Annotated in this window: 21 protein-coding genes and 1 tRNA gene; 10 read left to right on the top strand and 12 right to left on the bottom strand. The window is 68.5% G+C overall.

What is annotated here, in order from left to right; genetic code table 11:
- Positions 1-3: 3 nt before the first annotated feature.
- Positions 4-837, top strand: coding sequence for a nitrilase-related carbon-nitrogen hydrolase (locus tag GGQ59_RS06475; RefSeq protein ID WP_183816971.1), 834 nt, complete (start codon positions 4-6; stop codon positions 835-837).
- Entirely contained in the window at positions 834-1283 is a 450-nt protein-coding gene (locus tag GGQ59_RS06470; protein WP_183816970.1) for a DUF1178 family protein, read from the top strand. The genes GGQ59_RS06475 and GGQ59_RS06470 overlap by 4 nt, the downstream gene beginning before the upstream one ends.
- Positions 1284-1295: 12 nt before the next feature.
- Here the strand turns inward: GGQ59_RS06470 and GGQ59_RS06465 are convergent, their stop codons facing one another.
- On the bottom strand, positions 1296-1472 hold the full coding sequence (locus GGQ59_RS06465) for a DUF1328 domain-containing protein (RefSeq protein WP_183816969.1): 177 nt from the start codon (positions 1470-1472) through the stop codon (positions 1296-1298).
- 60 nt (positions 1473-1532) lie between these two features.
- On the bottom strand, positions 1533-2786 hold the full coding sequence (locus GGQ59_RS06460) for a serine hydrolase domain-containing protein (protein WP_183816968.1): 1254 nt from the start codon (positions 2784-2786) through the stop codon (positions 1533-1535).
- Between the two features lie 166 nt (positions 2787-2952).
- Here GGQ59_RS06460 and lpdA point away from each other — a divergent pair, with 166 nt between their 5' ends.
- The 3 genes from lpdA to GGQ59_RS06445 all read left to right on the top strand — a co-directional run bounded on the left by lpdA (position 2953) and on the right by GGQ59_RS06445 (position 5567).
- On the top strand, positions 2953-4371 hold the full coding sequence (gene lpdA / locus GGQ59_RS06455) for a dihydrolipoyl dehydrogenase (RefSeq protein ID WP_183816967.1): 1419 nt from the start codon (positions 2953-2955) through the stop codon (positions 4369-4371).
- Positions 4372-4469: 98 nt separating this feature from the next.
- Positions 4470-4766, top strand: coding sequence for a hypothetical protein (locus tag GGQ59_RS06450; protein WP_183816966.1), 297 nt, complete (start codon positions 4470-4472; stop codon positions 4764-4766).
- A gap of 78 nt (positions 4767-4844) precedes the next feature.
- Positions 4845-5567: a hypothetical protein gene (locus GGQ59_RS06445; RefSeq protein ID WP_183816965.1), complete on the top strand. Its 723-nt coding sequence runs from the start codon at positions 4845-4847 to the stop codon at positions 5565-5567.
- Positions 5568-5570: 3 nt separating this feature from the next.
- Here the strand turns inward: GGQ59_RS06445 and purN are convergent, their stop codons facing one another.
- The 3 genes from purN to GGQ59_RS06430 all read right to left on the bottom strand — a co-directional run bounded on the left by purN (position 5571) and on the right by GGQ59_RS06430 (position 8984).
- Positions 5571-6179, bottom strand: a complete 609-nt coding sequence (gene purN, locus GGQ59_RS06440) for a phosphoribosylglycinamide formyltransferase (RefSeq protein ID WP_183816964.1) — start codon at positions 6177-6179, stop codon at positions 5571-5573.
- Positions 6176-7171, bottom strand: coding sequence for a phosphoribosylformylglycinamidine cyclo-ligase (purM, locus tag GGQ59_RS06435; RefSeq protein WP_183816963.1), 996 nt, complete (start codon positions 7169-7171; stop codon positions 6176-6178). The genes purN and purM overlap by 4 nt, the downstream gene beginning before the upstream one ends.
- A 256-nt stretch (positions 7172-7427) precedes the next feature.
- Positions 7428-8984, bottom strand: a complete 1557-nt coding sequence (locus GGQ59_RS06430; RefSeq protein ID WP_183816962.1) for a hypothetical protein — start codon at positions 8982-8984, stop codon at positions 7428-7430.
- A gap of 630 nt (positions 8985-9614) precedes the next feature.
- On the opposite strand from GGQ59_RS06430, the gene rpmB reads away from it, so the two are divergent.
- Together rpmB and GGQ59_RS06420 are read left to right on the top strand one after the other, a co-directional pair.
- Entirely contained in the window at positions 9615-9893 is a 279-nt protein-coding gene (rpmB, locus tag GGQ59_RS06425; RefSeq protein WP_183816961.1) for a 50S ribosomal protein L28, read from the top strand.
- 7 nt (positions 9894-9900) lie between these two features.
- Positions 9901-10704, top strand: coding sequence for a VUT family protein (locus GGQ59_RS06420; protein ID WP_183816960.1), 804 nt, complete (start codon positions 9901-9903; stop codon positions 10702-10704).
- Here the strand turns inward: GGQ59_RS06420 and GGQ59_RS06415 are convergent.
- Genes GGQ59_RS06415 through GGQ59_RS06405 form a run of 3 tightly spaced genes read right to left on the bottom strand, consistent with a single transcriptional unit; the run spans position 10642 to position 14652 of the window.
- Positions 10642-11625, bottom strand: coding sequence for an esterase-like activity of phytase family protein (locus tag GGQ59_RS06415; protein WP_183816959.1), 984 nt, complete (start codon positions 11623-11625; stop codon positions 10642-10644). The two genes, GGQ59_RS06420 and GGQ59_RS06415, sit on opposite strands and share 63 nt — an antisense overlap.
- Complete coding sequence (cobT, locus tag GGQ59_RS06410; protein WP_183816958.1) at positions 11622-13472, bottom strand: cobaltochelatase subunit CobT; 1851 nt, start codon at positions 13470-13472, stop codon at positions 11622-11624. The genes GGQ59_RS06415 and cobT overlap by 4 nt, the downstream gene beginning before the upstream one ends.
- 43 nt (positions 13473-13515) lie before the next feature.
- Positions 13516-14652 carry an AI-2E family transporter gene (locus GGQ59_RS06405; protein ID WP_221400914.1) on the bottom strand — a complete coding sequence of 379 codons (1137 nt, stop codon included), beginning with the start codon at positions 14650-14652 and terminating at the stop codon, positions 13516-13518.
- Positions 14653-14777: 125 nt separating this feature from the next.
- Here GGQ59_RS06405 and GGQ59_RS15400 point away from each other — a divergent pair, with 125 nt between their 5' ends.
- Positions 14778-15302 carry a serine O-acetyltransferase gene (locus GGQ59_RS15400; RefSeq protein WP_183816957.1) on the top strand — a complete coding sequence of 175 codons (525 nt, stop codon included), beginning with the start codon at positions 14778-14780 and terminating at the stop codon, positions 15300-15302.
- 12 nt (positions 15303-15314) lie between these two features.
- Here GGQ59_RS15400 and uvrC read toward each other — a convergent pair whose 3' ends face one another.
- From uvrC to GGQ59_RS06380, 4 genes are all read right to left on the bottom strand, one after another.
- A complete protein-coding gene (gene uvrC / locus GGQ59_RS06395) occupies positions 15315-17240 on the bottom strand; it encodes an excinuclease ABC subunit UvrC (RefSeq protein ID WP_183816956.1) in 1926 nt (641 codons plus the stop codon).
- Between the two features lie 84 nt (positions 17241-17324).
- Positions 17325-17397 (bottom strand) — tRNA-Ile (locus tag GGQ59_RS06390).
- A 58-nt stretch (positions 17398-17455) separates the two neighbouring features.
- Positions 17456-17842, bottom strand: a complete 387-nt coding sequence (locus GGQ59_RS06385; protein WP_183816955.1) for a helix-hairpin-helix domain-containing protein — start codon at positions 17840-17842, stop codon at positions 17456-17458.
- The gene (locus GGQ59_RS06380; RefSeq protein ID WP_183816954.1) at positions 17839-18210 is read right to left on the bottom strand and encodes a hypothetical protein; all 372 of its coding nucleotides are present in this window, start codon (positions 18208-18210) and stop codon (positions 17839-17841) included. Before GGQ59_RS06380 ends, GGQ59_RS06385 begins: the two co-directional genes overlap by 4 nt.
- 176 nt (positions 18211-18386) lie before the next feature.
- Here GGQ59_RS06380 and GGQ59_RS06375 point away from each other — a divergent pair, with 176 nt between their 5' ends.
- Entirely contained in the window at positions 18387-19601 is a 1215-nt protein-coding gene (locus tag GGQ59_RS06375) for an acetyl-CoA C-acetyltransferase (protein ID WP_183816953.1), read from the top strand.
- Between the two features lie 4 nt (positions 19602-19605).
- Positions 19606-20052 carry a DUF805 domain-containing protein gene (locus tag GGQ59_RS06370; protein ID WP_183816952.1) on the top strand — a complete coding sequence of 149 codons (447 nt, stop codon included), beginning with the start codon at positions 19606-19608 and terminating at the stop codon, positions 20050-20052.
- Positions 20053-20059 lie beyond the last annotated feature (7 nt).

The raw sequence follows: 20059 nt of genomic DNA, 5'->3' as shown, positions 1-20059 counted from the left end.
CCCGTGCGAACGGCCCTCGTCCAGATGCGCTCCGGGCTCGACCCGGCCGCCAATGCGCGCGACGTCGAGCGCTGCGTCCGCGACGCCGCGAAGCAGGGGGCGTCCCTCGTCGCGACGCCCGAGATGACGCTCGTCGTCGACAAACGGCCCCGCCGCCTCTTCGAGACGCTGCCCGTCGGAGAGCCGGAGGCGGTCGCCCGCTTCGAAGCGCTCGCGCGCGAGCTCGGCATCCACCTCCTGATCGGCTCGGTCGCGGTGGTGCTGAACGCCGAGCCGGGACAGAGGCAGGCGGCGAACCGCTCGATCCTCTTCGGCCCGAACGGCCGGATCGCGCACTACGACAAGGTCCACCTCTTCGACGTGGACTTGCCGACGGGGGAGAGCTGGAAGGAGTCCTCGACCTACGCGCCGGGGGCGGAGGCCGTGATCGCGCATGCGGGCGAGGCCGTGCTCGGGCTCTCGATCTGCTACGACCTGCGCTTCCCCGCCCTCTACCGGCGGCTCGCCCGGAGCGGCGCCAACGTCCTCTGCGTACCCGCCGCGTTCACGGTGCCGACGGGGCAGGCGCATTGGGAGGTCCTCCTGCGCGCGCGCGCGATCGAGACGGGGTCCTTCGTCCTCGCCCCGGCGCAAGGCGGCGAGCACGAGGACGGCCGGGTCACCTACGGGCACAGCCTCGTGGTCGACCCCTGGGGCACGGTGATCGCACGCAAGGAGGACGACGAGCCGGGGCTCCTCTTCGCCGATCTCGACCTGTCGCGCGTCGGCGACACCAGGGCCCGTATCCCCGCCCTGCAGCTTGAAACGGCACCGATCCTGCGCACCTATAAGGCATGATCAAATACGCCCTGAAGTGTGACGACGCGCACCGGTTCGAGGGGTGGTTCTCGAACAGCGCCGACTACGACGCGCAGGCGCAGAAGGGCCTCCTGGCCTGTCCGGTCTGCGGCTCGTCCGAGGTCGGCAAGGCGCTGATGGCGCCCTACGTCGCGACCAGCCGCCGCTCCGAGGCCGCCGCGGAAGAGCGCCTCTCCGTCGTCAGGCAGGCGATCAACGAGAGCGCACGGAAGGCCCGCGACTACGTCCACAAGAACTTCGAGGGCGTCGGCAAGCGCTTCCCCGAGGAGGCGCGCAAGATCCACTACGGCGAGGCGAAGGACCGCCCCATCTACGGGGAGGCGACGCCGGACGAGGCGAAGGCCCTGGTCGAGGAGGGCGTCACCATCGCCCCCCTCCCGCAGCCCGAGCCGACGCCCGACGAGGTCAAGAAGAAGCTCAACTGAGCCGCCCCTCGCTCAGGCCGCCGCGACCCCGAGCGCGACCAGGCAGAAGATGATCAGCGCGAGCACGAGGAAGATCGCGAAGATGATCCGCGCGATGTTCGCGGCGCCCCGCGCGATGCCGGTGAAGCCGAGCGCGCCGGCGATGACGGCGATCACGACGCAGAGAATGGCGAAGCCGAGTAGTCCCATAGGTCCCTCCTATATCGAGAGCGCCAACAGGACGCGTGCCCCGGCCGTTCCCTCCGCGTCTCAGTCCGCCCCGTAGACCGCCTTGCGGAACGCCTTCTGCGGCGTGTCGTCGAAGGGCACGATCTGGTAGAAGATCAGCGCCGTGAGGTCGTTGGCGGGGTCCACCCAGAAGAGCGTGCTCGCGTAGCCGTCCCAGGTGAACTCGCCGATCGCGCCGACGTTCTCGTCGGGGCTCGCGGGCGGCGCCGTGCGCACCGCGAAGTCGATGCCGAAGCCGACCTGTCCCTTGTTCGGCAGGAAGTGCGTGTCGGTCAAACCATCCGGCAGGGCGTCCGTCGCCATCAGCTCGACCGTCTCGGGCTTCAGGATCGTGACCTCCTCGAACGTGCCCTCGCCGAGCAGCATCCGGGCGAAGCGGGAGTAGTCGCGGATGGTCGAGACGAGGCCCCAACTTCCCGGCGTCAGCGCGTGCTCGGAGAGGTTGAAGGCGAGAGAGGCTTCGCCCGTCGCTGGGACCAGCTCGCCGTCCTCGAAGGTGTAGACCTCGGCCAGCCGGTCGCGGTCCTCTTCGGGGACGACGTAGCCCGTATCCTTCATGTCGAGGGGGTCGAGGATCGTCTTCTGGACGTACGCGTCGAACGGCATGCCGGACAGCCGCTCGACCATCAACGCCTGGACCTCGACCGCGTCGGAGTAGTGCCACTGCGTCCCGGGCTGATAGGCGAGGGGGACGCTGGCGAGCCGGCGGACCTCCTCTTCCAGGGTGATGTCCATGTCCCGCACGCCCGCCTCTTCATAGGCCCGTTGCGGGTAGCCCCCGATGTCGCCGCCGCCGAGCCCCGCCGTGTGGCGCGTGAAGTCGCGCACGGTCGGCATCCGCTCGGGCGCGACGAGGATCGGCTCGCCGTCCTCGTCCAGGCCTTCGAAGACCCGCACGTCCTCGAACTCGGGCACGTAGTCCGTGATCGGGTCGTCGAGGTCGAAGAGCCCCTGCTCGTAGAGCGTCATCAGCGCGACGCCGGTGATGGGCTTCGTCATCGAGTAGATGCGGAACAGCGTGTCCTGCGCCATCGATTCGTTCGCCTCGAGGTCCGCCTCGCCGAACGCGGCCTCGTAGACCTTCTCGCCGTCCTGATAGACGCGGGCGACGAGCCCCATGGCCTCGCCGCGCTCGAGGACGCCGTTGAGCGCCTTGCCGATCCGCTCCTTGCTGATCTTCAGCGGCTCGTCCGGTGCGGGGTCCGTCTGGGCGGCAGCGGCGGCGGGCAGGGCGGCGACGACCGTGACGGCGGCGAAGAGAGCGGCGATCTTCATGAGTCCTCCCGGATTTTTTCCGCAGTCTAGCGGCGCCGGGGCATGCGGACCATGCGCCTCGTCAGCCCCGCGGCGGCCGGGCGGCCTGCGCATCCCGCTGCATCTGAGTCCCGCGCGGGCTCGCAAGCCTCTCGGCAATCCGGTTTCTAGCCGCTAAGCGCCCCCTATGACCGATCAATCCTACGACCTTCTCGTCATCGGCGCGGGCCCCGGCGGCTACGTCGCCGCCATCCGCGGCAGCCAGCTCGGCATGAAGACCGCCATCATCGAGCGCGAGCACCTAGGCGGCGTCTGCCTCAACTGGGGCTGCATCCCGACCAAGGCGCTTCTTCGGACCTCCGAGGTCTACACCAACATGAAGCACGCCTCGGCCTTCGGCCTGAAGGCGGAGGGCATCGGCTACGACCTGGACGGCGTCGTTCAGCGCAGCCGCAAGATCGCCAAGCAGCTCGCGGGCGGCGTCGGCTACCTGATGAAGAAGAACAAGATCGACGTGATCATGGGCGAGGCGAAGCTGAAAGCCGCCAACGGCAAGGGCCCCGCCGTCACCGTCAACGAGAAGGGCAAGGAGCGCACGATCACCGCGAAGAACGTGATCGTGGCGACCGGCGCCCGCGCCCGCACGATCCCGCAGGCGGGCCTCGAGCCCGACGGCAAGCTGATCTGGACCGCGCGCGAGGCGATGACGCCGGACGTCATGCCGAAGCGCCTCCTGGTCATCGGCTCGGGCGCCATCGGCATCGAGTTCGCGAGCTTCTACAACGCCATGGGCTCCGAGGTCCGCGTCGTCGAGATGGTCGACCGGATCCTGCCGGCCGAGGACGAGGAGGTCTCGGCCTTCGCGCTCAAGACGTTCCAGAAGCAGGGCTTCAAGATCGACACCGAGACGCAGGTCCAAGGCCTCAAGAAGAACAAGGACACCGTCACCGCCACGATCAAGACCAAGGACGGCAAGACCGAAGAGGCCGAGTTCGACCGGGTCATCCTGGCCGTCGGCATCGTCGGGAACACCGAGAACATCGGCCTCGAGCAAGTCGGCGTGAAGGTCGAGCGCGGGCACATCGTCGTCGACGAGTGGCTCTCGACGGGCGTGCCGGGCGTCTACGCCATTGGCGACGTGACCGGCGCCCCCTGGCTCGCGCACAAGGCGTCGCACGAGGGCATCATCTGCGTCGAGAAGATCGCCGGGAAGAACGACGTCCACCCGCTCGACGTCAAGCGCATCCCGGGCTGCACCTATTGCAACCCGCAGGTCGCCTCGGTCGGGCTGACCGAGGCCAAGGCCAAGGCAGCGGGCCACGAGGTGAAGACCGGCATGTTCCCCTTCCAGGGCAACGGCAAGGCGATCGCGCTCGGCGAGCAGGAAGGCTTCATCAAGACCGTCTTCGACGCCAAGACCGGCGAGCTCCTCGGCGCCCACTGCATCGGCGCGGAGGTCACCGAGCTGATCCAAGGGTTCGGCATCGCCATGACGATGGAGGCGACGGAGGAGGACCTCTTCCACACCATCTTCCCGCACCCGACCCTGTCGGAGATGATGCATGAGAGCGCGCTCGACGCCTTCGGACGCGTCGTTCACATCTGATCATCGATACGGCGAATAGCGGACATGCGCTGCGGTCCTCACTGGCCCGCAGCGCGTCCTCGTCCTAGCTACGAGAGTGAAGCGAGAAGGAGCCCCCCATGGCGCTGAGCGGCAAGTACAACGTCACCATCAACACCCCCATGGGCAGGCAGGAGGGCATCCTGACCCTCGAAGAGGCGGGCGGCACGCTGTCCGGGACGATGGAGCAGGGCGGCGACTCCGTGCCGATCAAGAACGGACGGGTCGAGGACGACACCGCCATGTGGGACGTCGACGTGACCAAGCCGATGCCGCTGACCTTGTCCTTCGAAGGCAAGGAATCCGGCGACATGATCAACGGCACGGTCAAGCTCGGCGCCTTCGGCAACGCGCCCTTCGAAGCCCATCGGGTCTGACCTCGATTCCGGGACAACCTTAAGAGGCCGGAAACCCCGCGTGGCTAGGACACCGGTCCAGTCGCGCGGAACGGGGTCATGCTCAGGGTTGCTACGGTCGATCTGCCTGAGAGCGTGACCCGGCGCCTGGCCGAGCGCGCCGCGTTCTCGGAGAGCTGGGGCGAGTTCCTGAAGGAGCACCTGGCAGGGTTCAGGCAACCCGTGGCCGCGGCGGCGGCGTTGATCGGGCCGATCCTCGTCGCCTTCGTCTACGCCGTGTCGGACTTCACCACCATGGTCGAGGTCGCGGGCACGTTCGGCCTGACCGCGATCGCCTTCCTGCTCGGCGCCTGGTACGTGAACCGGCACGACATCCGCGAAGCGTATGCCCGGCACATGACCGCCCAGCGCCAGGCCAAGGCCGACCTCAAGGCGGGACGGGGCGTGGCGGCGGACCTCCTGCTGAAGACGCGGCCTTCCTTCTACGAGCACGAGCACGGCGTCATCGTCCTCGCCGATTCGGGCGACGGCCGGACCCTCTACTTCGACGTCGACGGCACGGGGGACGACCCGCGCTGGTTCCTCTACGTCAACGGCGACATGCACCGCGGCAACTGGCGCTGGCTGAAGCTCCTGGGCTCGGGCAACGTCACGGAGTTCGAGGCCAAGGGGCAGCGCCTCGCGGGCATCGGCGATACCCCTTACGTCGACGCGCCCGACGCCTGGGAGGCGATCAGCCTCGCCCTCGGCGAGCCGCAGGACGGCGACGTGGTCGACATGCCCTTCGAAGAGGTCAAGCAGACCGTCTCGCGCCTGCTCTGACGTTCAGACCACGAAGAGCGAAGCGCCTTCGGCTTCCGCCGCGCGCTTCTCGACGAAGGCCCGGAGCGCCGCCGGATAGAGCCTGTGCTCCGCCTTCAGGATGCGCGCGGCGAGGCTGTCTTCGGTATCGCCCGGCAGGACCGGCACGGCCGCCTGGCCGACGATCGGCCCGTCGTCGAGCGCGGGCGTGACGACGTGTACCGTGCAGCCCGCGATCTTCACGCCCGCCTCCAGCGCCTGCCGGTGAGTGTGGAGACCGCGGAAGGCGGGCAGGAGGCTCGGGTGGATGTTCAGCATCCGTCCCTCGAAGGCGCGGACGAAGTCCGCCGCGAGGACCCGCATGAAGCCCGCAAGGCAGATCACGTCCGGCGCGGCCTCCTCGAGCGAGCCGCGCAACGCCGCCTCGAAGGGCGCCCGGCCTTCATAGGCTTTGTGGTCGATGACCTCGGTCCGGACGCCCGCTGCGGCCGCCCGCTCGAGGCCGTAGACGCCCGGCCGGTTCGAGACGACCTTCACGATCTCCGCGGGAAACGCCTCGTCGGCGCAAGCCTCCAGCAGCGCCTGAAGGTTGCTGCCGGAACCTGAGATGAGGACGGCGACCCGCGCCGTCATGCAGGCCGCAGCTCGCCGATCGCCTTCGCGTCGGCGCAGGCGGAGAGGACGGCGTCGACCCTCTCCGGCGCGACGATCAGCGCCGCGCCGATGCCCGCGTTGAAGGTGCGCCGAACCTCGGCTTCCGAGAGGCCGCCCGCCTCCTTGAGCCACGAGAAGAGCGGGGGCAGGGCGAGGGCGGCGTCGTCATAGGCGGGGGTCAGCCCTTCGGGCAGGGCGCGCGGCACGTTGTCGGTCAGCCCGCCGCCGGTGATGTGCGCGAAGCCCTTCACCGCGCCGCCGCGCAGGAGGGGCAGGACGTCGCTGACGTAGAGCCGCGTCGGCGTCAGGAAGGCGTCGCCGATCGTGCCCTCGCCGAAGGGCGAGGCGTCGTCCCAAAGGAGTCCCTGATCGGCGACGATACGCCGGATCAGGCTGTAGCCGTTCGAGTGGGCGCCGGAGGACGGCAGGCCGATCAGCACGTCGCCTGGCGCCATGTCGCCCGTCCGGGGCAGGAGGCGGGCCCGGTCGACGGCGCCGACGCAGAACCCGGCGAGGTCGTAATGCCCGGGCTCGTACATGCCCGGCATCTCGGCCGTCTCGCCGCCGATCAGGGTGCAGCCCGCGCGTTTGCAGCCCTCGGCGATGCCGGCGACGACCGCCTCCGCAATGCCGGGCTCGAGCTTGCCGGTCGCGAAGTAGTCGAGGAAGAACAAAGGCTCCGCGCCCTGCGCAAGGACGTCGTTGGCGCACATCGCGACGAGGTCGATCCCGATCGTGTCGTGCCGTCCCATGGCGAAGGCCAGCATCAGCTTCGTGCCGACGCCGTCCGTGCCGGAGACCAGCAGCGGGTCGTCATAGCCCGCCGCCTTGAGGTCGAAGAGCCCGCCGAAGCCGCCCAGCGCGGCGTCGGCCCCTGGCCGCGCCGTCGCCTTGGCGATCGGCGAGATCGCCCGCACCAGGGCGTCCCCCGCCTCGATGTCCACACCGGCACGCTTGTACGCTTCGCTCATGCGGCGGGGTTACGCGCAGTCGCGAGGCGGGTCCAGAGTGCGGCGTCCGTACCAGCCAGCTCCACGCAAACCCCCGTAGCGGTTGCACATTCGGCGGTTGCCTTCGAGGTAGAATGACCTGCTCGTTCCCGAACGAGACCATGCACCGCTGCTGGAACATCAACCCCACTCATCCACTCATCGAGAAAGGAGAGCCGGACCTATTCACGCGCCGCAGCGCGTTTCGAACCGGCGAGCGCGGAACGCCGGTCTTTCTTCAGTAGATACCGACGCCTTTGCCGATCCCGGTCTCGATCCTCGTCAGAACGGCCGACTCGCCTGCTTCGTCCTCGCGCGCCACTCGAACGACGGTATCGCTTCTGCCCAGCGTCAACGCCGCGCCTTCGTTAGTGAGAGGCGCATCCATTCTCGCTATCCGTTGGCGTTCCCCGCCAAGCTCGGCCAACCAGATGTCGAAGACGGCGCCATTCTCCTTCCACTCGTGGAACACGACAGTCATGGTCAACGTCATGCCGACATCGGTCGGCTGGCGCTCGACGTCGACGGCGGACGCCATGGAGGTGCTGCCGGAATATCCTAGTCGGGTCGACAGAAGATCGCCCTCGCTTGGAACCCAGCGGCCCAGCGGAAAGCAAACAGTGCTCCAACCGAACGCGCCGTCACCTTTGTCGCGCCGTCGCGGCGCGCACCAAGTATAGTCCATCTTTGCACCGCGCATTATCCCCGCCGCGCTGACGAGAGGAGTGCCGTAGACGGGCGTTCCGGCAGGCACCGGGGCAGTGGCGATGTTGATCCAGCCCTTGGCTTTGACCTCCTTCGTCAGCACGCCGGTGATGCCGTGCCGTACGGGCACGGAGAGGACGACATCGCCTTCCTCGAGTGTAGCGCCCTCCGACGCGAGAGTTGGGTCCGCTCGAGCGACCAGAGTGGGTTCTTTCGCGAGCGCAACCAGATTCTCGATGCCGCGCTGCATCTTCGTCTTCGCCGTGGCGGCGGACTGGAACGGCTCGTTGTTGTCTTCGATGTAAAGCGCGCCGGCGCTGGGGGCTTCGACGACTTCGTAGGCAAGGGCGTCGCTTGCTTCTTCCGTCTTGAGGACGAGCGTATCGACGACGAGGTTTCCGTCCTCCTGTCGTTCGCCGAACGGACAGCGCCCCGCACTCGTCCACTTGCCATCGTGCCTTTCGATGACGCTCGCGAAGCGCGCCGGGGTGTCGTCCCCGCACCGCCGGTACCCGATCTTACGCGCCGGCCCGGCACCTTGGTCTAGACGGCGGTAAGGTATGGGTTCGGCGAGGTCGCGAATCTGGACGATCGGAGACCAAGCCAACGCCGTATTTGAGATGGTTCCGCCGAGCGTCTGCGACTGCATCAACTCATCGAACGCACCGTCGCCATCGCGATCGCGTAGGCAGGGAATGGCGCTTCGACCGAACGTGCCCGGCTCGCGGCTGTCACACCAGGCTATCTTGCTCGTATCGCTTGGCAGAGCTGTATCGGATGTCTTCGCGCCGAGAAGGGCGGCGAAGAACGGCGTTCCGGCGGGGATTGTCCAGGTGCCGGCGTGGCTGTCCTCGTCGATGACGGCGACGTAGCGGGGCCGCGCAGACCCGACGACGATGACGTCATTCTTCGCGACGATGCCGGTGGCCCCAGGCACGATAGGCTCGACTAGGTCGACCGGTGTAACGGCGGACGAGGTTTCCCTGGCGCTATAAGGATTCGTTGCGCAGGCACCGAGCATCAGGACGATACTGAACTTATGGCGGACATTCATCGGTAGCGCTCTCTCGACAACCACCTCCGCTTGCAACGTGCCGGTTAATCTGAGGTCTACACGTCCTTGAACTGACCTTGCGTTTTTCCAAGGGGGGCGGGCAGTGCGCTGGTTTTCATTCTGGGTCGAGGCTTGGGAAGCGTCGGAAGGTCATGGCAAGTCTGCCATCGGTTCTATGAGCCACGGAAACGCGACGCGCTGATGATCGCTCAGCCTCGCATCGCGGGGGCTCTAGGCTTATCCCTGCCCGCGCCGCCCATGCCGTTCTGTCTGCGCGGCGGGCAACCGGGGGTGGGACGGCCGCCTGACCTTCCCGTTCGTCGCCGCATGGCTTCGGCTGAAGGGACAGGGGCTGGTTCGCCGCTTTTCTCCTCCTTCGGTCCCATGGCAGCAGGGCGAACTCTAGCCAGGGCCTGCGAAGAAGCCGTGCGACCGCGTGCGGTCTAGGCAGTAGGATCCCCGAACGCCGTAGCTACAGTATCGTCTTCCCTGCCTCTCGCTGCGGCGAGCCGCGCGCGGATCCGCCGGACCATGCTATCACCGCGCAGCGGACGAGAAGGGCTGCACGGCATCCCCGATCCTCCAACTTGACCGTTCGGCGCCCCGACGCTAGCAGCCGCGCTCATTTTCATTTCCGGCACCCGCCGCCCGCCTTCGAGGTTTCCCATGTCCCGCGTCTGCGAGTTCACCGGTAAAGGTCCCATCACGGGCCACAACGTGTCTCACGCCAACAACAAGACCAAGCGTCGCTTCCTGCCGAACCTGTGCAAGGTCACGCTGATGAGCGACAAGCTCGAGCGCAGCTTCAAGTTCCGCATCTCGGCACACGCCTTGCGTTCGGTCGACCATGTGGGCGGTCTCGACGCGTTCCTCGCCAAGGCAAAGGACGACGTCCTCTCGGATCGTGCCCGCAAGGTGAAGCGCGACATCGTCGCGGCCGGCTGACCCGCTCTTGACCGGGCTGCCGCCGGACGAAGCGGAGGGCGGCATGACGGCGAGTGCGACCTTGAACCGAAGCGGGGCTTCGCGCCTCGCCGAGCGCAACCTGGCGAGCATCCAGGACCTGCTGATCGGTGAGCAGGACCGGCGCGAGGACTACACCGCCCGCGCCCGTGCGGTGCGCCGTCTTCAAGAAGGACTGCGCCGCCTCGGCCTCGTTGCCGGCCTCAGCGTCTTCGTCCTGCCGCTCCTTCTCGCCGCGCTCATCACGCTCGACCTGCCGCTCGGCTGGTTCGACGGCTGGGTCCACAACGACGCCCTCCGGGCGAGCCAGTGGGTCAGCCGAGGCGAGGCGCTGCTTGCGGCGTCGATCTTCCTTCTCATCCTCCTCACCCGTCGTTACGGCGCGCTGGTCGTCACCCGCGTTCAAGGCCTGTCTTGGATCCTTGCGGTCGGCCTGTCCGCCGTCATGCTCGTCTACCTCGCGCCGCAGCTGACCGAGGCCGACATGCCGCCCATGCGCTACGTGCTCGGCGTCATCGTCGCTTGGTTCACGGGGCAGCAGGTGGCGATCCAGGTCTACGACACGGTGCGGGGCAGCGCCTGGTGGCGCGCGCCCTTCTACGGCGCGCTGTTCGGATTCGGCGTGGAGGTCGCGCTCTTCTTCCCGATCGCCTATGGCGGGGCGGACGTGCCGTGGGCGTCGTGGATGTTCCTCGACTTCTGCCTCAAGGTCCTGGCCGCCGCCGCCTTCCTAGTCCTCTACCGGCTCCTGCGCCGGCGCATCCGTCCCCGCGGCGGCCTCGGCGGCGCCTGAGCCGCAGCCCGCCGCGAGGCCGACCGTCATCAGCACAGTGCGCTGGACCGGCGAGACGTTGTCGTCCGACAAGAGGTAGAGACGAAGGCTGCCGTCCGGCGCGGGGGCGAGGTCCATCCCCTCCATGTTGTCGATCCCTTCGAGGAAGCCGAGCCTTCCGAGCGCCTCGCCCTCGACGACCGCGTCGCCGATTCGGTCTTCCGGCACCCGGACGAGCCGAGCCCGCGCCCCGCGCCAGGGCGACCAGGCCCGCTCCAGGACGAAGAGGTCGCCCGACGCCGCGTCCTGGCGCACCGCCGTCACCGCGAAGTCCTCGGCGGGCCTGTAGGCCGACCTTCGCCACGCCGAGAACGCCTCGTCCTGCCGTCCCGAGCGGACGATCGCCAAGCCGTCCCGCTTGCCCTCCGAGATCGCGATGAGGCTGCCGTCCCGAAGGCGCGCGAGGCCCTCGAAGCCCGAGTTCGCGCCCAGGACGTCTTCGTCCTCCTCGGCCGGGGCTTGCGCTGCGCCGAGCCTGCCCTTCGCCGTCATGGGCACGAGCCGGTCCTCGCCCTCGAACGTGACGACGTAGCCGTCCGCGACGGGCGCCAATCCCTCCGCGTCTCCCGTCTGCTTGTCGAGCGTGCGGCCTTGGGCGTCGATCATCGGATGCCATCGGGACGCCGTCGCCGCCGTGACGTCGCCTTCGGCGTCGAAGGTCAGGGCGAGGGGCAGGACGTGGCCCGTATCGGAGATCGCGAGCGCGCTGCCGCCTTCCGCGTCCAGGAGGATATCCGAGTACCCGCCGAAGGGCGCGCTGCCGGTCAGCGTGATCGCGTCCCGCACGACGAGGCAACCGCTTTGCCGCGGCTCGTCGAGGGCCGGGAAGGGCTCGGAGCGCACGTCGATCGGCCCTACGAGCGCGAGGAGAGCGAGGATCACCGGCGGCCCGTCGCGGGCGTGTCCGCCTCGAACAGTGCGGCCAGCTGCTCCGTGATGGCGCCTGCGAGCTGGTCGACGTCCGCGATCGTCAGGGCACGGCGATAGAACCGCGTGACGTCGTGTCCGATCCCGATCGCGAGGAGTTCGACCGGCGAGGCCGTCTCGATGAAGCCGATGACCTCGCGCAGGTGCCGTTCGAGGTAGGCGCCGCCATTCGCGCTGGACGTCGCGTCGTCGACGGGCGCCCCGTCCGAGATCACCATCAGGATCCGACGCGCCTCGGGCCGGCCGAGCAGGCGCTCATGCGCCCAGAGCAGCGCCTCGCCGTCGATGTTCTCCTTGAGGAGCCCTTCCTTCAGCATCAGGCCGAGGCTGTCGCGCGAGCGGCGATAGGGCACGGAGGCGGGCTTGTAGATGATGTGGCGGAGGTCGTTGAGGCGCCCCGGGTTCTTCGGCCGTCCGTCCACGACCCACTTCTCGCGGGTCTGACCGCCCTTCCAACCCTTGGTCGTGAAGCCGAGCACCTCGACCCGCACGCCGCAGCGCTCCAGCGTTCGGGTCAGGATGTCCGCGCAGATCGCCGCGACCGTGATGGGACGGCCCCGCATGCTCCCGGAGTTGTCGATCAGCAGGGTGACGATCGTGTCCTTGAACTCCTGATCCTTCTCCTGCTTGAAGCTCAAGGGCTGCATCGGATCGACGACCACGCGGGCGAGGCGTGCGGCGTCGAGCACGCCTTCGTCGAGGTCGAACTGCCAGGCCCGGCTCTGCTGGGCCAAAAGGCGCCGGTGAAGCCGATTGGCGAGCCGGGCGATGACCGCGTGCATGGTGTCGAGCTGGCCGTCCAAGGTGGCTCTAAGACGCCCGAGCTCGCTCGGATCGCAAAGCTCCGTCGCCGCCGCGATCTGGTCGAACTCGGTCGTGTAGGGGGCGTAGCGCGAGCCTGAATCGCCCGCGAAGTCGGGCCGCGAGACGCCCGCCTGAAGCTGGTCGTCGTCCTGCTCGGCGGGGCTTTCCTGCGCGTCGGTCAGTTCCTCGGACGGTTCGCTCTCCGAGGAAGGCTGCTCGCCGAAGTCGGGGGTCTCGTCCTCCGGCTCGTCGGCGGCGCCGTCGTCCTGCTCGTCGTCGCGCTCGTCCCGTTCGTTCTTGTCGCCCTCCTCCGTGGGCGCATCGTCCTCGCCTTCCTCCTCGGTCTCGTCCTCGCCGCGCTCGTCGCCGAGGTCGAGGTCGTCGATCAGGCGGCGGGCGAGCTGGGCGAAGGCGTCCTGACTGTCCTGCGCCGCGTGCTCGGCGAGGGCGTCGAGCGCGGGACCGGCCTTGCGTTCCACCTCTTCGCGCCAGGCGTCGACGAGCTTGCGCGCGGGCGCGGGGACGGGACGACCGGTCATGCGTTCGCGTGCGAGGAGGCCGATGATGTCCGTCAGGGGGACGTCCTGGCGGTCCTCCATCCGCTGATAGCCCTTCTCCTCGAGGCTGCGGGCGAGGGCGGCGTCGAGGTTGTCGCCGACGCCCGGCAGGGCGTTGGCGCCGATCGCCTCGATCCGCATCGCCTCGAGGGCGGCGAAGACCGCTCGGCCCTCGCCGTTCTGCGGGGCGAGCGAAGCGTGAAGGCGGGCGTCGTGATGGGCGAGGCGCAGGGCGGCCGCGTCGGCATGCCCCCGGCTGATCGCCACCTTGCGCCGGTCGAGCTTGCGCGGGGGCAGGGGAAGGCGCGCGTTCGCGCCCTCGACCAGCGGCGCGTCGCCGCCATAGCGGACCTCCACGTCCCGCTCGGCGGACAGGGCGCGCGTCGCGCCGGTCAGCACGCGCTTGAAGCGGTCGGTCGGTGTCTCGGGTGCAGACGACATGGTCTGCGAGGTAAGCCTCGCGGCCCTGTCTGGCCAGGGACGATCAGGCTTCTATCGGCTTCTCCGAGCGCGGCGGCTCGAGTTCGGCGTGCCGGGCCGAGAGGAAGTCGCCGAGCCCGCGCAGCTTCGGGATGTGCTCCGAGAAGGCGCGGACGGCGATCAGGATCGGCATCGCCACGATCATGCCGATCACCGACCAAGCCCAGCCCCAGAAGGCGACCGCGAGGAACACGACCACGGTGTTCAGCTTGAGGCTGCGCCCGACGGCGTAGGGCGTGACGAACTGTCCCTCGAGCGAGGTGAGGGCGAAGAAGAGGAAGCCCGCGAAGGCTGCCTGACCGATCGTGTCGAAGGTGATGAGGCCGATCACGGTGCAAAGCGCGATGCCGGCGAGCGCGCCGAGATAGGGGATGAAGTTGAAGACGAAGGCGGCGACCCCGAAGAGGAGCGGGTTCGGCATGCCGATCGACCACATGGCGAGGCCGATCGCGACGCCCAGGCCCGCGTTGATGACGGTGATCGTGAAGAAGTAGCGGCTGAGCTTCGCCTCGATGTCGTAGATGATCTGCACCGCGCGCCGCTTGTCCCGGAACCGGCCGATCGAGTGGACGATCTTCTCGTAGAACATGTCGCCCGAGGCGAGGATGAAGAAGAGGAGGACGAGCGTCAGCACGGTCTGCGCCAGGATGAAGGGCGCGATGGCGGCGATCTTCTCGACGACGCCGGGTTCGGCGACCACGACTTCCTGAGGCGAGTCCGTGCCCTCCTTCGACAGCAACTCGATGCTGTCGCCGGCTTCCGCGACCTGGCTGACCGTGTCGGAGACGTCGCGCAGCTTGCTTTCGGCCTGCTCGAGGATCTCCGGCGCATTGGCGATGTAGCTCGAAACCGGTGCCGACAGTCCGGCCACCAAGCCGACGAGCCCGGCAAGGAGGCCGACGACGATCAAGAGAGCCGTGATGCCCGACGGGATGTGAAGGCGTTCGAGGACGCGGCGGATCGGGCTGAAGGTGAGCGCCAGCAGGAAGGCGAACATCACCGGCATCAGGAGCGCCTTGGCGTAGATGAAGACGCCGACCATCGCGATCAGGAACAAGCCGATCATCGGCCAAGTCGCCGTCGACCGCCGCGCCGCTCGTTCCTCGGCGAAGTCGGTGTCAACCTTGTAGCCGTCCGGCATCGTTTCTCCCTCGTGCCCCCAAGGCGGAATTAACCTCTAACACGCAAGAGGCGGGCCTGTCCGGCGCGCGTCTGCTGCGGCGCGCGCGATTTTCCCGTATCCTCCCGCCGCGATAGAGGAAGCCCGTGCTCGAGACTCCCCCTTCTGCGACCCGTCACGCCTCCTCGCCCGTTCCGGACTGGTCCCGCGAGCGCGCCGAGCGGTGGTGGGAGCCGAGCCGCCGACTGATCGGCGCCGTCCGCGACTATCAGCGGGCCGGTTCCCGCCTGGGCCGCGTCGCGGCGGTCCTACGGCACCGCTTCTGGTCGGCAGTCTGCTCGTCCGAGGTTCCCCTCACGCTGAACGCGGGCGGCGGCCTCCTCATGCCGCACCCGTTCGGGATCGTGATTCATCCGGAGGCCGAACTCGGCGTGAACTGCCTGGTCATGCAGGGCGTGACGATCGGCACGAACGGCAAGGGAGGCTTGCCCCGGCTGGGGAACGGCGTCGACGTCGGACCGGGCGCCGCGATCCTCGGGGGCGTGCAGATCGGCGACAACGCCGCGATTGGTGCCAATGCCGTCGTCCTGTCCGACGTGCCCCCCTACGGCGTCGCGGTCGGGATCCCGGCGAAGGTGATCAGGATCGCCGAACCGGACGCCGCCGGCTAGCCCACCGGTCCGTCAGCCGTGGAAGTGGTCGTAGATGCGCTCGGCAAGCTGCTCGGAAATGCCGTCCACGGCCTCCAAATCCGCCCTTTTCGCCCGCGCGACGGCCTTCGCGCTGCCGAAGTGGTTCAGGAGCGCCTTCTTGCGGCCGGCCCCCACGCCTTCGATCGCGTCCAGCGGGTTGCGCTTCATCTCCTGCGCGCGCTTCGCCTTCTGCGCGCCGATGACGAAGCGGTGCGCCTCGTCCCGTAGGCGCTGCAGGTAGTAGAGGACCGGGCTGCGCGGGGGCAGCAGGAAGGTCTGCCGCCCCGGCATGTGGATCTGCTCGGCCGCGGCGCTCGCCGAGCGGTCCGCGACGCGGGCGCCGGAGGCGGTCTCGCGGCGGGGCTTCGAGATCGAGACGAGGGCGACCTCGCCCTCGGCGGTGTTCGTGCCCACGGTGATGCCCGCCGCGGCCATCGCCCAGCGCGCGGCGCCCAGCTGGCCCTCGCCGCCGTCGATCACGACGAGGCTCGGCCAGTCGTCGTCGCCGGGCTTCGATTCCTTGAGGAGGCGCGAGAAGCGGCGCTTCATCACCTCGCGCATCATGCCGAAGTCGTCGCCCGCCGACAGCGTCTCGTCCTTGATGTTGAACTTGCGGTACTTCGCCCGCGCGAAGCCCTCCTCGTCGGAGACGATCATCGCGCCGACCTGGCCCGTCCCGCCGAGGTGGGAGTTGTCGTAGCACTCGACCCGGCGGGGCGGGGCGGACAGGCCCAGCGTTTCTTGTAGCTCCGCCATCAGCTTGCGTTGGCTCTGCGTGTCCGACAGCTTGCGGCCCAGCGCCTCGCGCGCGTTCATCAGGGCGTGGCGCGTCAACTCGCGCCGGTCGCCCCGGGCGGGGACCAGGATCTCGACCTTCCGCCCCGCCTTGATCGTCAGCGCCTCGGCGAGAAGCTCGCGCTCGGGCACGTCCTCGGACAGCAGGATCAAGGCCGGCGGCATCCGCCCGTCGTAGAACTGCGCGATCCAGGCGCCCATGATCTCGCCGGTCGGCACGTCGTCGTCGACCTTGGGGAAGTAGGGCACGTTGCCGAGGTTCTGCCCCGCCCGGAAGAAGAAGGCCTGGACGCAGGCGGCGCCCCCGTCCGCATGGACCGCGAAGACGTCCGCCTCGCCGACCGAGGCGGTGTTGATGCCTTGGGTCTCCTGGATGAAGGCGAGCGCGCGGATACGGTCGCGCAGGCGCGCGGCGCGTTCGAACTCCATGCGCTCGGACGCCTCCTCCATCTCCTTCGACAGCCGCTTGGTCACGTCGCGGTTGCGGCCCTTCAGGAAGGCGAGCGCCTCGTCCACAAGCTCGTCATACTCCGCCTTCGTCACCTCGCCGGTGCAGGGCGCGGAGCATCGCTTGATCTGGTGCAACAGGCAGGGCCGGGTGCGGCTGTCGTAGACGCTGTCCGAGCAAGAGCGCAGCAGGAAGGCCTTCTGCATGGTGTTCAGCGTGCGGTTGACCGCGCCCGCGCTCGCGAAGGGGCCGAAGTACTGCCCGGGCCGCTTCTGAACGCCCCTATGCTTCAGGATCTGCGGCACGGCGTGGTCGGTCGCGATCAGGATGTTCGAGAAGCTCTTGTCGTCGCGCAGGAGGACGTTGAAGCGCGGCTTCAGCGTCTTGATGAGGTTCGCCTCGAGCAGGAGCGCCTCGGTCTCGCTCTCGGTGACGACGAACTCCATCTGCCGCGTCTCGGCGATCATGCGGGCGATGCGGTTCGAGTGCCCGTTCATGCTCGCATAGTTCGAGACGCGGTTACGCAGCGACTTGGCCTTGCCCACGTAGAGGACGTCGCCCGACGCGTTCAGCATGCGGTAGACGCCGGGCTTGGCGGGCAGCCGCTTCACGTAGTCCGCGATCAGGGCGGAGCCTGTGAGCTTGGAATCGGGCTTCGTGGCTGCGGCGGGCATGCGGGACAGAACGGCTCGGTAAGGGGCGGACCCTTCATGTGAATCCGGAAGGGCCTTCCGGCAAGCCCGGCATCATCGAGCCCGTAGGGGCGGAGGGACTCGAACCCCCAACCTAGCGGTTATGAGCCGCCAGCTCTAACCATTGAGCTACGCCCCCGACGGGGCGTCACGCGTAGCACCGAACGCCGCTCTTCCCAAGCTCTTGGGCCCCGGGCTCACAGCCGCCGCAGCAGCGCCTTCGCCTGGCCGGGCCAGTCCTCGCGCCTGATCCGCTCGCCCGCGCCGAGCTTCTCGTCGAGCCAGGCGATCTGCGCGTCCGTCAGCTCGGCGAGCTGGATGTAGGTCCCGATCCCGTTCTCCCGCAGCAGCCGCTCGTAGTGCGGACCGATGCCCTGAATGCGGGTCAGGTCGTCGAAGGGACCGTCGGGCGGCGGCGGCGCTTGCGGGGCCGGCCGCGGCGCGGCGCTGCGCACCGTGCCGGGGTCGGGCAGGGGGACCGGACGCCGCGGCTCGCGCGGGGGGCGCGCCCACCAGCCGGTGAAGACCCCGAGCGCGAAGGCGATCAGCAGCGCCGCCCACATCTGTCCGATCAGCCAGATCACCGCCGGACTCCCCGCAGGCGCAGCGCCGCTCTTTCGTCCGATGCAGGCATGACATCAGCCTGCCTTATATCGACGCCCGTCACCCCGCCCGCGACGGGTCCGCCGACCGAGACGGCCCGGACGGCGACGCGCCGGGCCTCCCGCAGCGCGTCCGCGCTCGGCGCCGTGCCGAGCAGGATCGCCCGCTGGCCGTCCATCCGGACCGCGGCCCAGTCATGCCCCTCCGCGAGAAGCGCAGCCGTAACAGCGACTTCGAGCTTGGCCGACACCTCGCCATGCGACGGACCGATCAGCCCCGCATGGACGGTGGCGAGACCCAACAGCGCCGTCGCGAGGCAGCCGATCGTCAGGCGCAGGGCAGGGGACAAGGCGGGCGGACTCCGAAGATTCGCATCCCCTCTTCTTCCCGTCCGAACGGGCGAGGTCCAGCGGGCTCTTCGCAAGCAGGGGTTGCAGCGGCGCTGTGCCCGCTTCCGTTGCAAGCGATAGGGTGGCCTAATAGGTCAAAACAAAGGGCGCCCGAACGCCCGCGCGAGGAGACCCCATGGCAGACGCTCTCATCTACGACGCCGTCCGAACGCCGCGAGGCAAGGGCAAGCCCGACGGCTCCTTGCACGAGATCACCCCCGTCGCGCTCGGCACCCAGGTGCTCGAGGCGCTGCGCGACCGCAATGAGCTCGACACGGCGCACGTCGACGACGTCATCTTCGGCTGCGTCTCGCCGGTGGGCGAGCAAGGCTCGGACATCGCACGCACTTGCGTCCTGATGGCGGACTACGCGCAGACGACGGCGGGAGTTCAGGTCAACCGCTTCTGCGCGAGCGGCCTCGAGGCCGTGAACATGGCCGCCGCCAAGGTGATGACCGGCGAGGCGGAGATGGCGATCGGCGGCGGGGTCGAGGCGATGAGCCGCGTGCCGATGGGCTCGGACGGCGGCGCCATGGTCTCGGACCCCGCGGTCACCTTCAAGAACTACATCGTGCCCCAGGGCATCTCGGCCGACCTCATCGCGACCCGCTACGGGATCAGCCGCGACGACGCCGACGCCTATGCGGTCGAGAGCCACAAGCGCGCGGCGAAGTCCTGGGAAGAGGGCCGCTTCAAGGGCTCGGTCGTCCCGGTGAAGGACGTCATCGGCATGGACGTCCTCTCCACCGACGAGACGATCCGGCCGAACACGGACATGCAGTCCCTCGGCGCGCTCAACCCTGCCTTCTTGGGCCTCGGCGAGATGATGCCGGGCTTCGACAAGGTCGCGATCCAGAAGTACCCCGAGGTCGAGAAGATCGACCACGTCCACACGGCGGGCAACAGCTCGGGCATCGTCGACGGCGCGGCGGGCGTGCTGATCGGCTCTGCCGAGATGGGATCGAAGTTCGGCATGAAGCCGCGCGCCCGCATCCGCGCCATGGCGTCCATCGGCTCGGAGCCGACCATCATGCTGACGGGGCCGGAGTTCGTGACCCGCAAGGTCCTGGACCGCGCCGGCATGACGAGGGACGACATCGACCTCTTCGAGCTCAACGAAGCCTTCGCCAGCGTCGTCCTGCGCTACATGCAGGCGCTCGACATCGACCACGACAAGATCAACGTCTGCGGCGGCGCCATCGCGATGGGCCACCCCTTGGGCGCGACCGGCGCGGTGATCCTCGGCACGGTGCTCGACGAGCTCGAGCGCACGGGGAAGGGCACGGCGCTCGTGACCTTGTGCGTCGGCGGCGGCATGGGCACCGCGACGATCATCGAGCGGGTGGCGTGACGATATGAGCGAGAAGAATGCTCTCGATTACCCACAGAGCAGGTACGTTTCGTTCGTCGACTCGATCCCGCTTTTCTTTCGTAACTACCTGAAGTTCGAAGGGCGCTCGTCCCGCGGCGCGTTCTGGTGGTGGATGCTGGCCAGCGTCCTCATCAACGTTGGACTTGCTTTGCTGGACGGAATGATCGTCGGGTGGGAGCAAGACAATGGCCCGCTTGGTATGCTCTTCTCGTTGATCACGCTCATCCCGAGCCTGGCACTGAACGTTCGGCGGCTGCACGATGTCGGAAGGAGTGGCTGGTGGTTGCTCCTCGCAGTGACGATAATCGGGATACTACTCCTATTCTATTGGGCCGTGCTGCCTGGCCAACGCAGGCGAAACCGCTTCGGCCCCGACCATGAAACCGGTCGTGGCGACTATCATGAAGAATTGGCCACAACTTTCAGCTGAGGCGCAG

Origin of the sequence: Parvularcula dongshanensis, assembly GCF_014199615.1 — a bacterium.
Lineage (GTDB): Bacteria > Pseudomonadota > Alphaproteobacteria > Caulobacterales > Parvularculaceae > Parvularcula > Parvularcula dongshanensis.
This window is presented reverse-complemented; position numbering and strand designations above follow the sequence as displayed.

What these genes read in the sequence shown, in the direction of transcription:
- purN (WP_183816964.1), bottom strand. Translation starts at nt 6,179, where the DNA reads ATGACGGCGCGGGTCGCCGTCCTCATCTCAGGTTCCGGCAGCAACCTT.
- purM (WP_183816963.1), bottom strand. Translation starts at nt 7,171, where the DNA reads ATGAGCGAAGCGTACAAGCGTGCCGGTGTGGACATCGAGGCGGGGGAC.
- GGQ59_RS06465 (WP_183816969.1), bottom strand. Translation starts at nt 1,472, where the DNA reads ATGGGACTACTCGGCTTCGCCATTCTCTGCGTCGTGATCGCCGTCATC.
- GGQ59_RS06450 (WP_183816966.1), top strand. Translation starts at nt 4,470, where the DNA reads ATGGCGCTGAGCGGCAAGTACAACGTCACCATCAACACCCCCATGGGC.
- GGQ59_RS06470 (WP_183816970.1), top strand. Translation starts at nt 834, where the DNA reads ATGATCAAATACGCCCTGAAGTGTGACGACGCGCACCGGTTCGAGGGG.
- GGQ59_RS06445 (WP_183816965.1), top strand. Translation starts at nt 4,845, where the DNA reads ATGCTCAGGGTTGCTACGGTCGATCTGCCTGAGAGCGTGACCCGGCGC.
- cobT (WP_183816958.1), bottom strand. Translation starts at nt 13,472, where the DNA reads ATGTCGTCTGCACCCGAGACACCGACCGACCGCTTCAAGCGCGTGCTG.
- lpdA (WP_183816967.1), top strand. Translation starts at nt 2,953, where the DNA reads ATGACCGATCAATCCTACGACCTTCTCGTCATCGGCGCGGGCCCCGGC.
- GGQ59_RS06405 (WP_221400914.1), bottom strand. Translation starts at nt 14,652, where the DNA reads ATGCCGGACGGCTACAAGGTTGACACCGACTTCGCCGAGGAACGAGCG.
- uvrC (WP_183816956.1), bottom strand. Translation starts at nt 17,240, where the DNA reads ATGCCCGCCGCAGCCACGAAGCCCGATTCCAAGCTCACAGGCTCCGCC.
- GGQ59_RS06375 (WP_183816953.1), top strand. Translation starts at nt 18,387, where the DNA reads ATGGCAGACGCTCTCATCTACGACGCCGTCCGAACGCCGCGAGGCAAG.
- GGQ59_RS06370 (WP_183816952.1), top strand. Translation starts at nt 19,606, where the DNA reads ATGAGCGAGAAGAATGCTCTCGATTACCCACAGAGCAGGTACGTTTCG.
- GGQ59_RS06460 (WP_183816968.1), bottom strand. Translation starts at nt 2,786, where the DNA reads ATGAAGATCGCCGCTCTCTTCGCCGCCGTCACGGTCGTCGCCGCCCTG.
- rpmB (WP_183816961.1), top strand. Translation starts at nt 9,615, where the DNA reads ATGTCCCGCGTCTGCGAGTTCACCGGTAAAGGTCCCATCACGGGCCAC.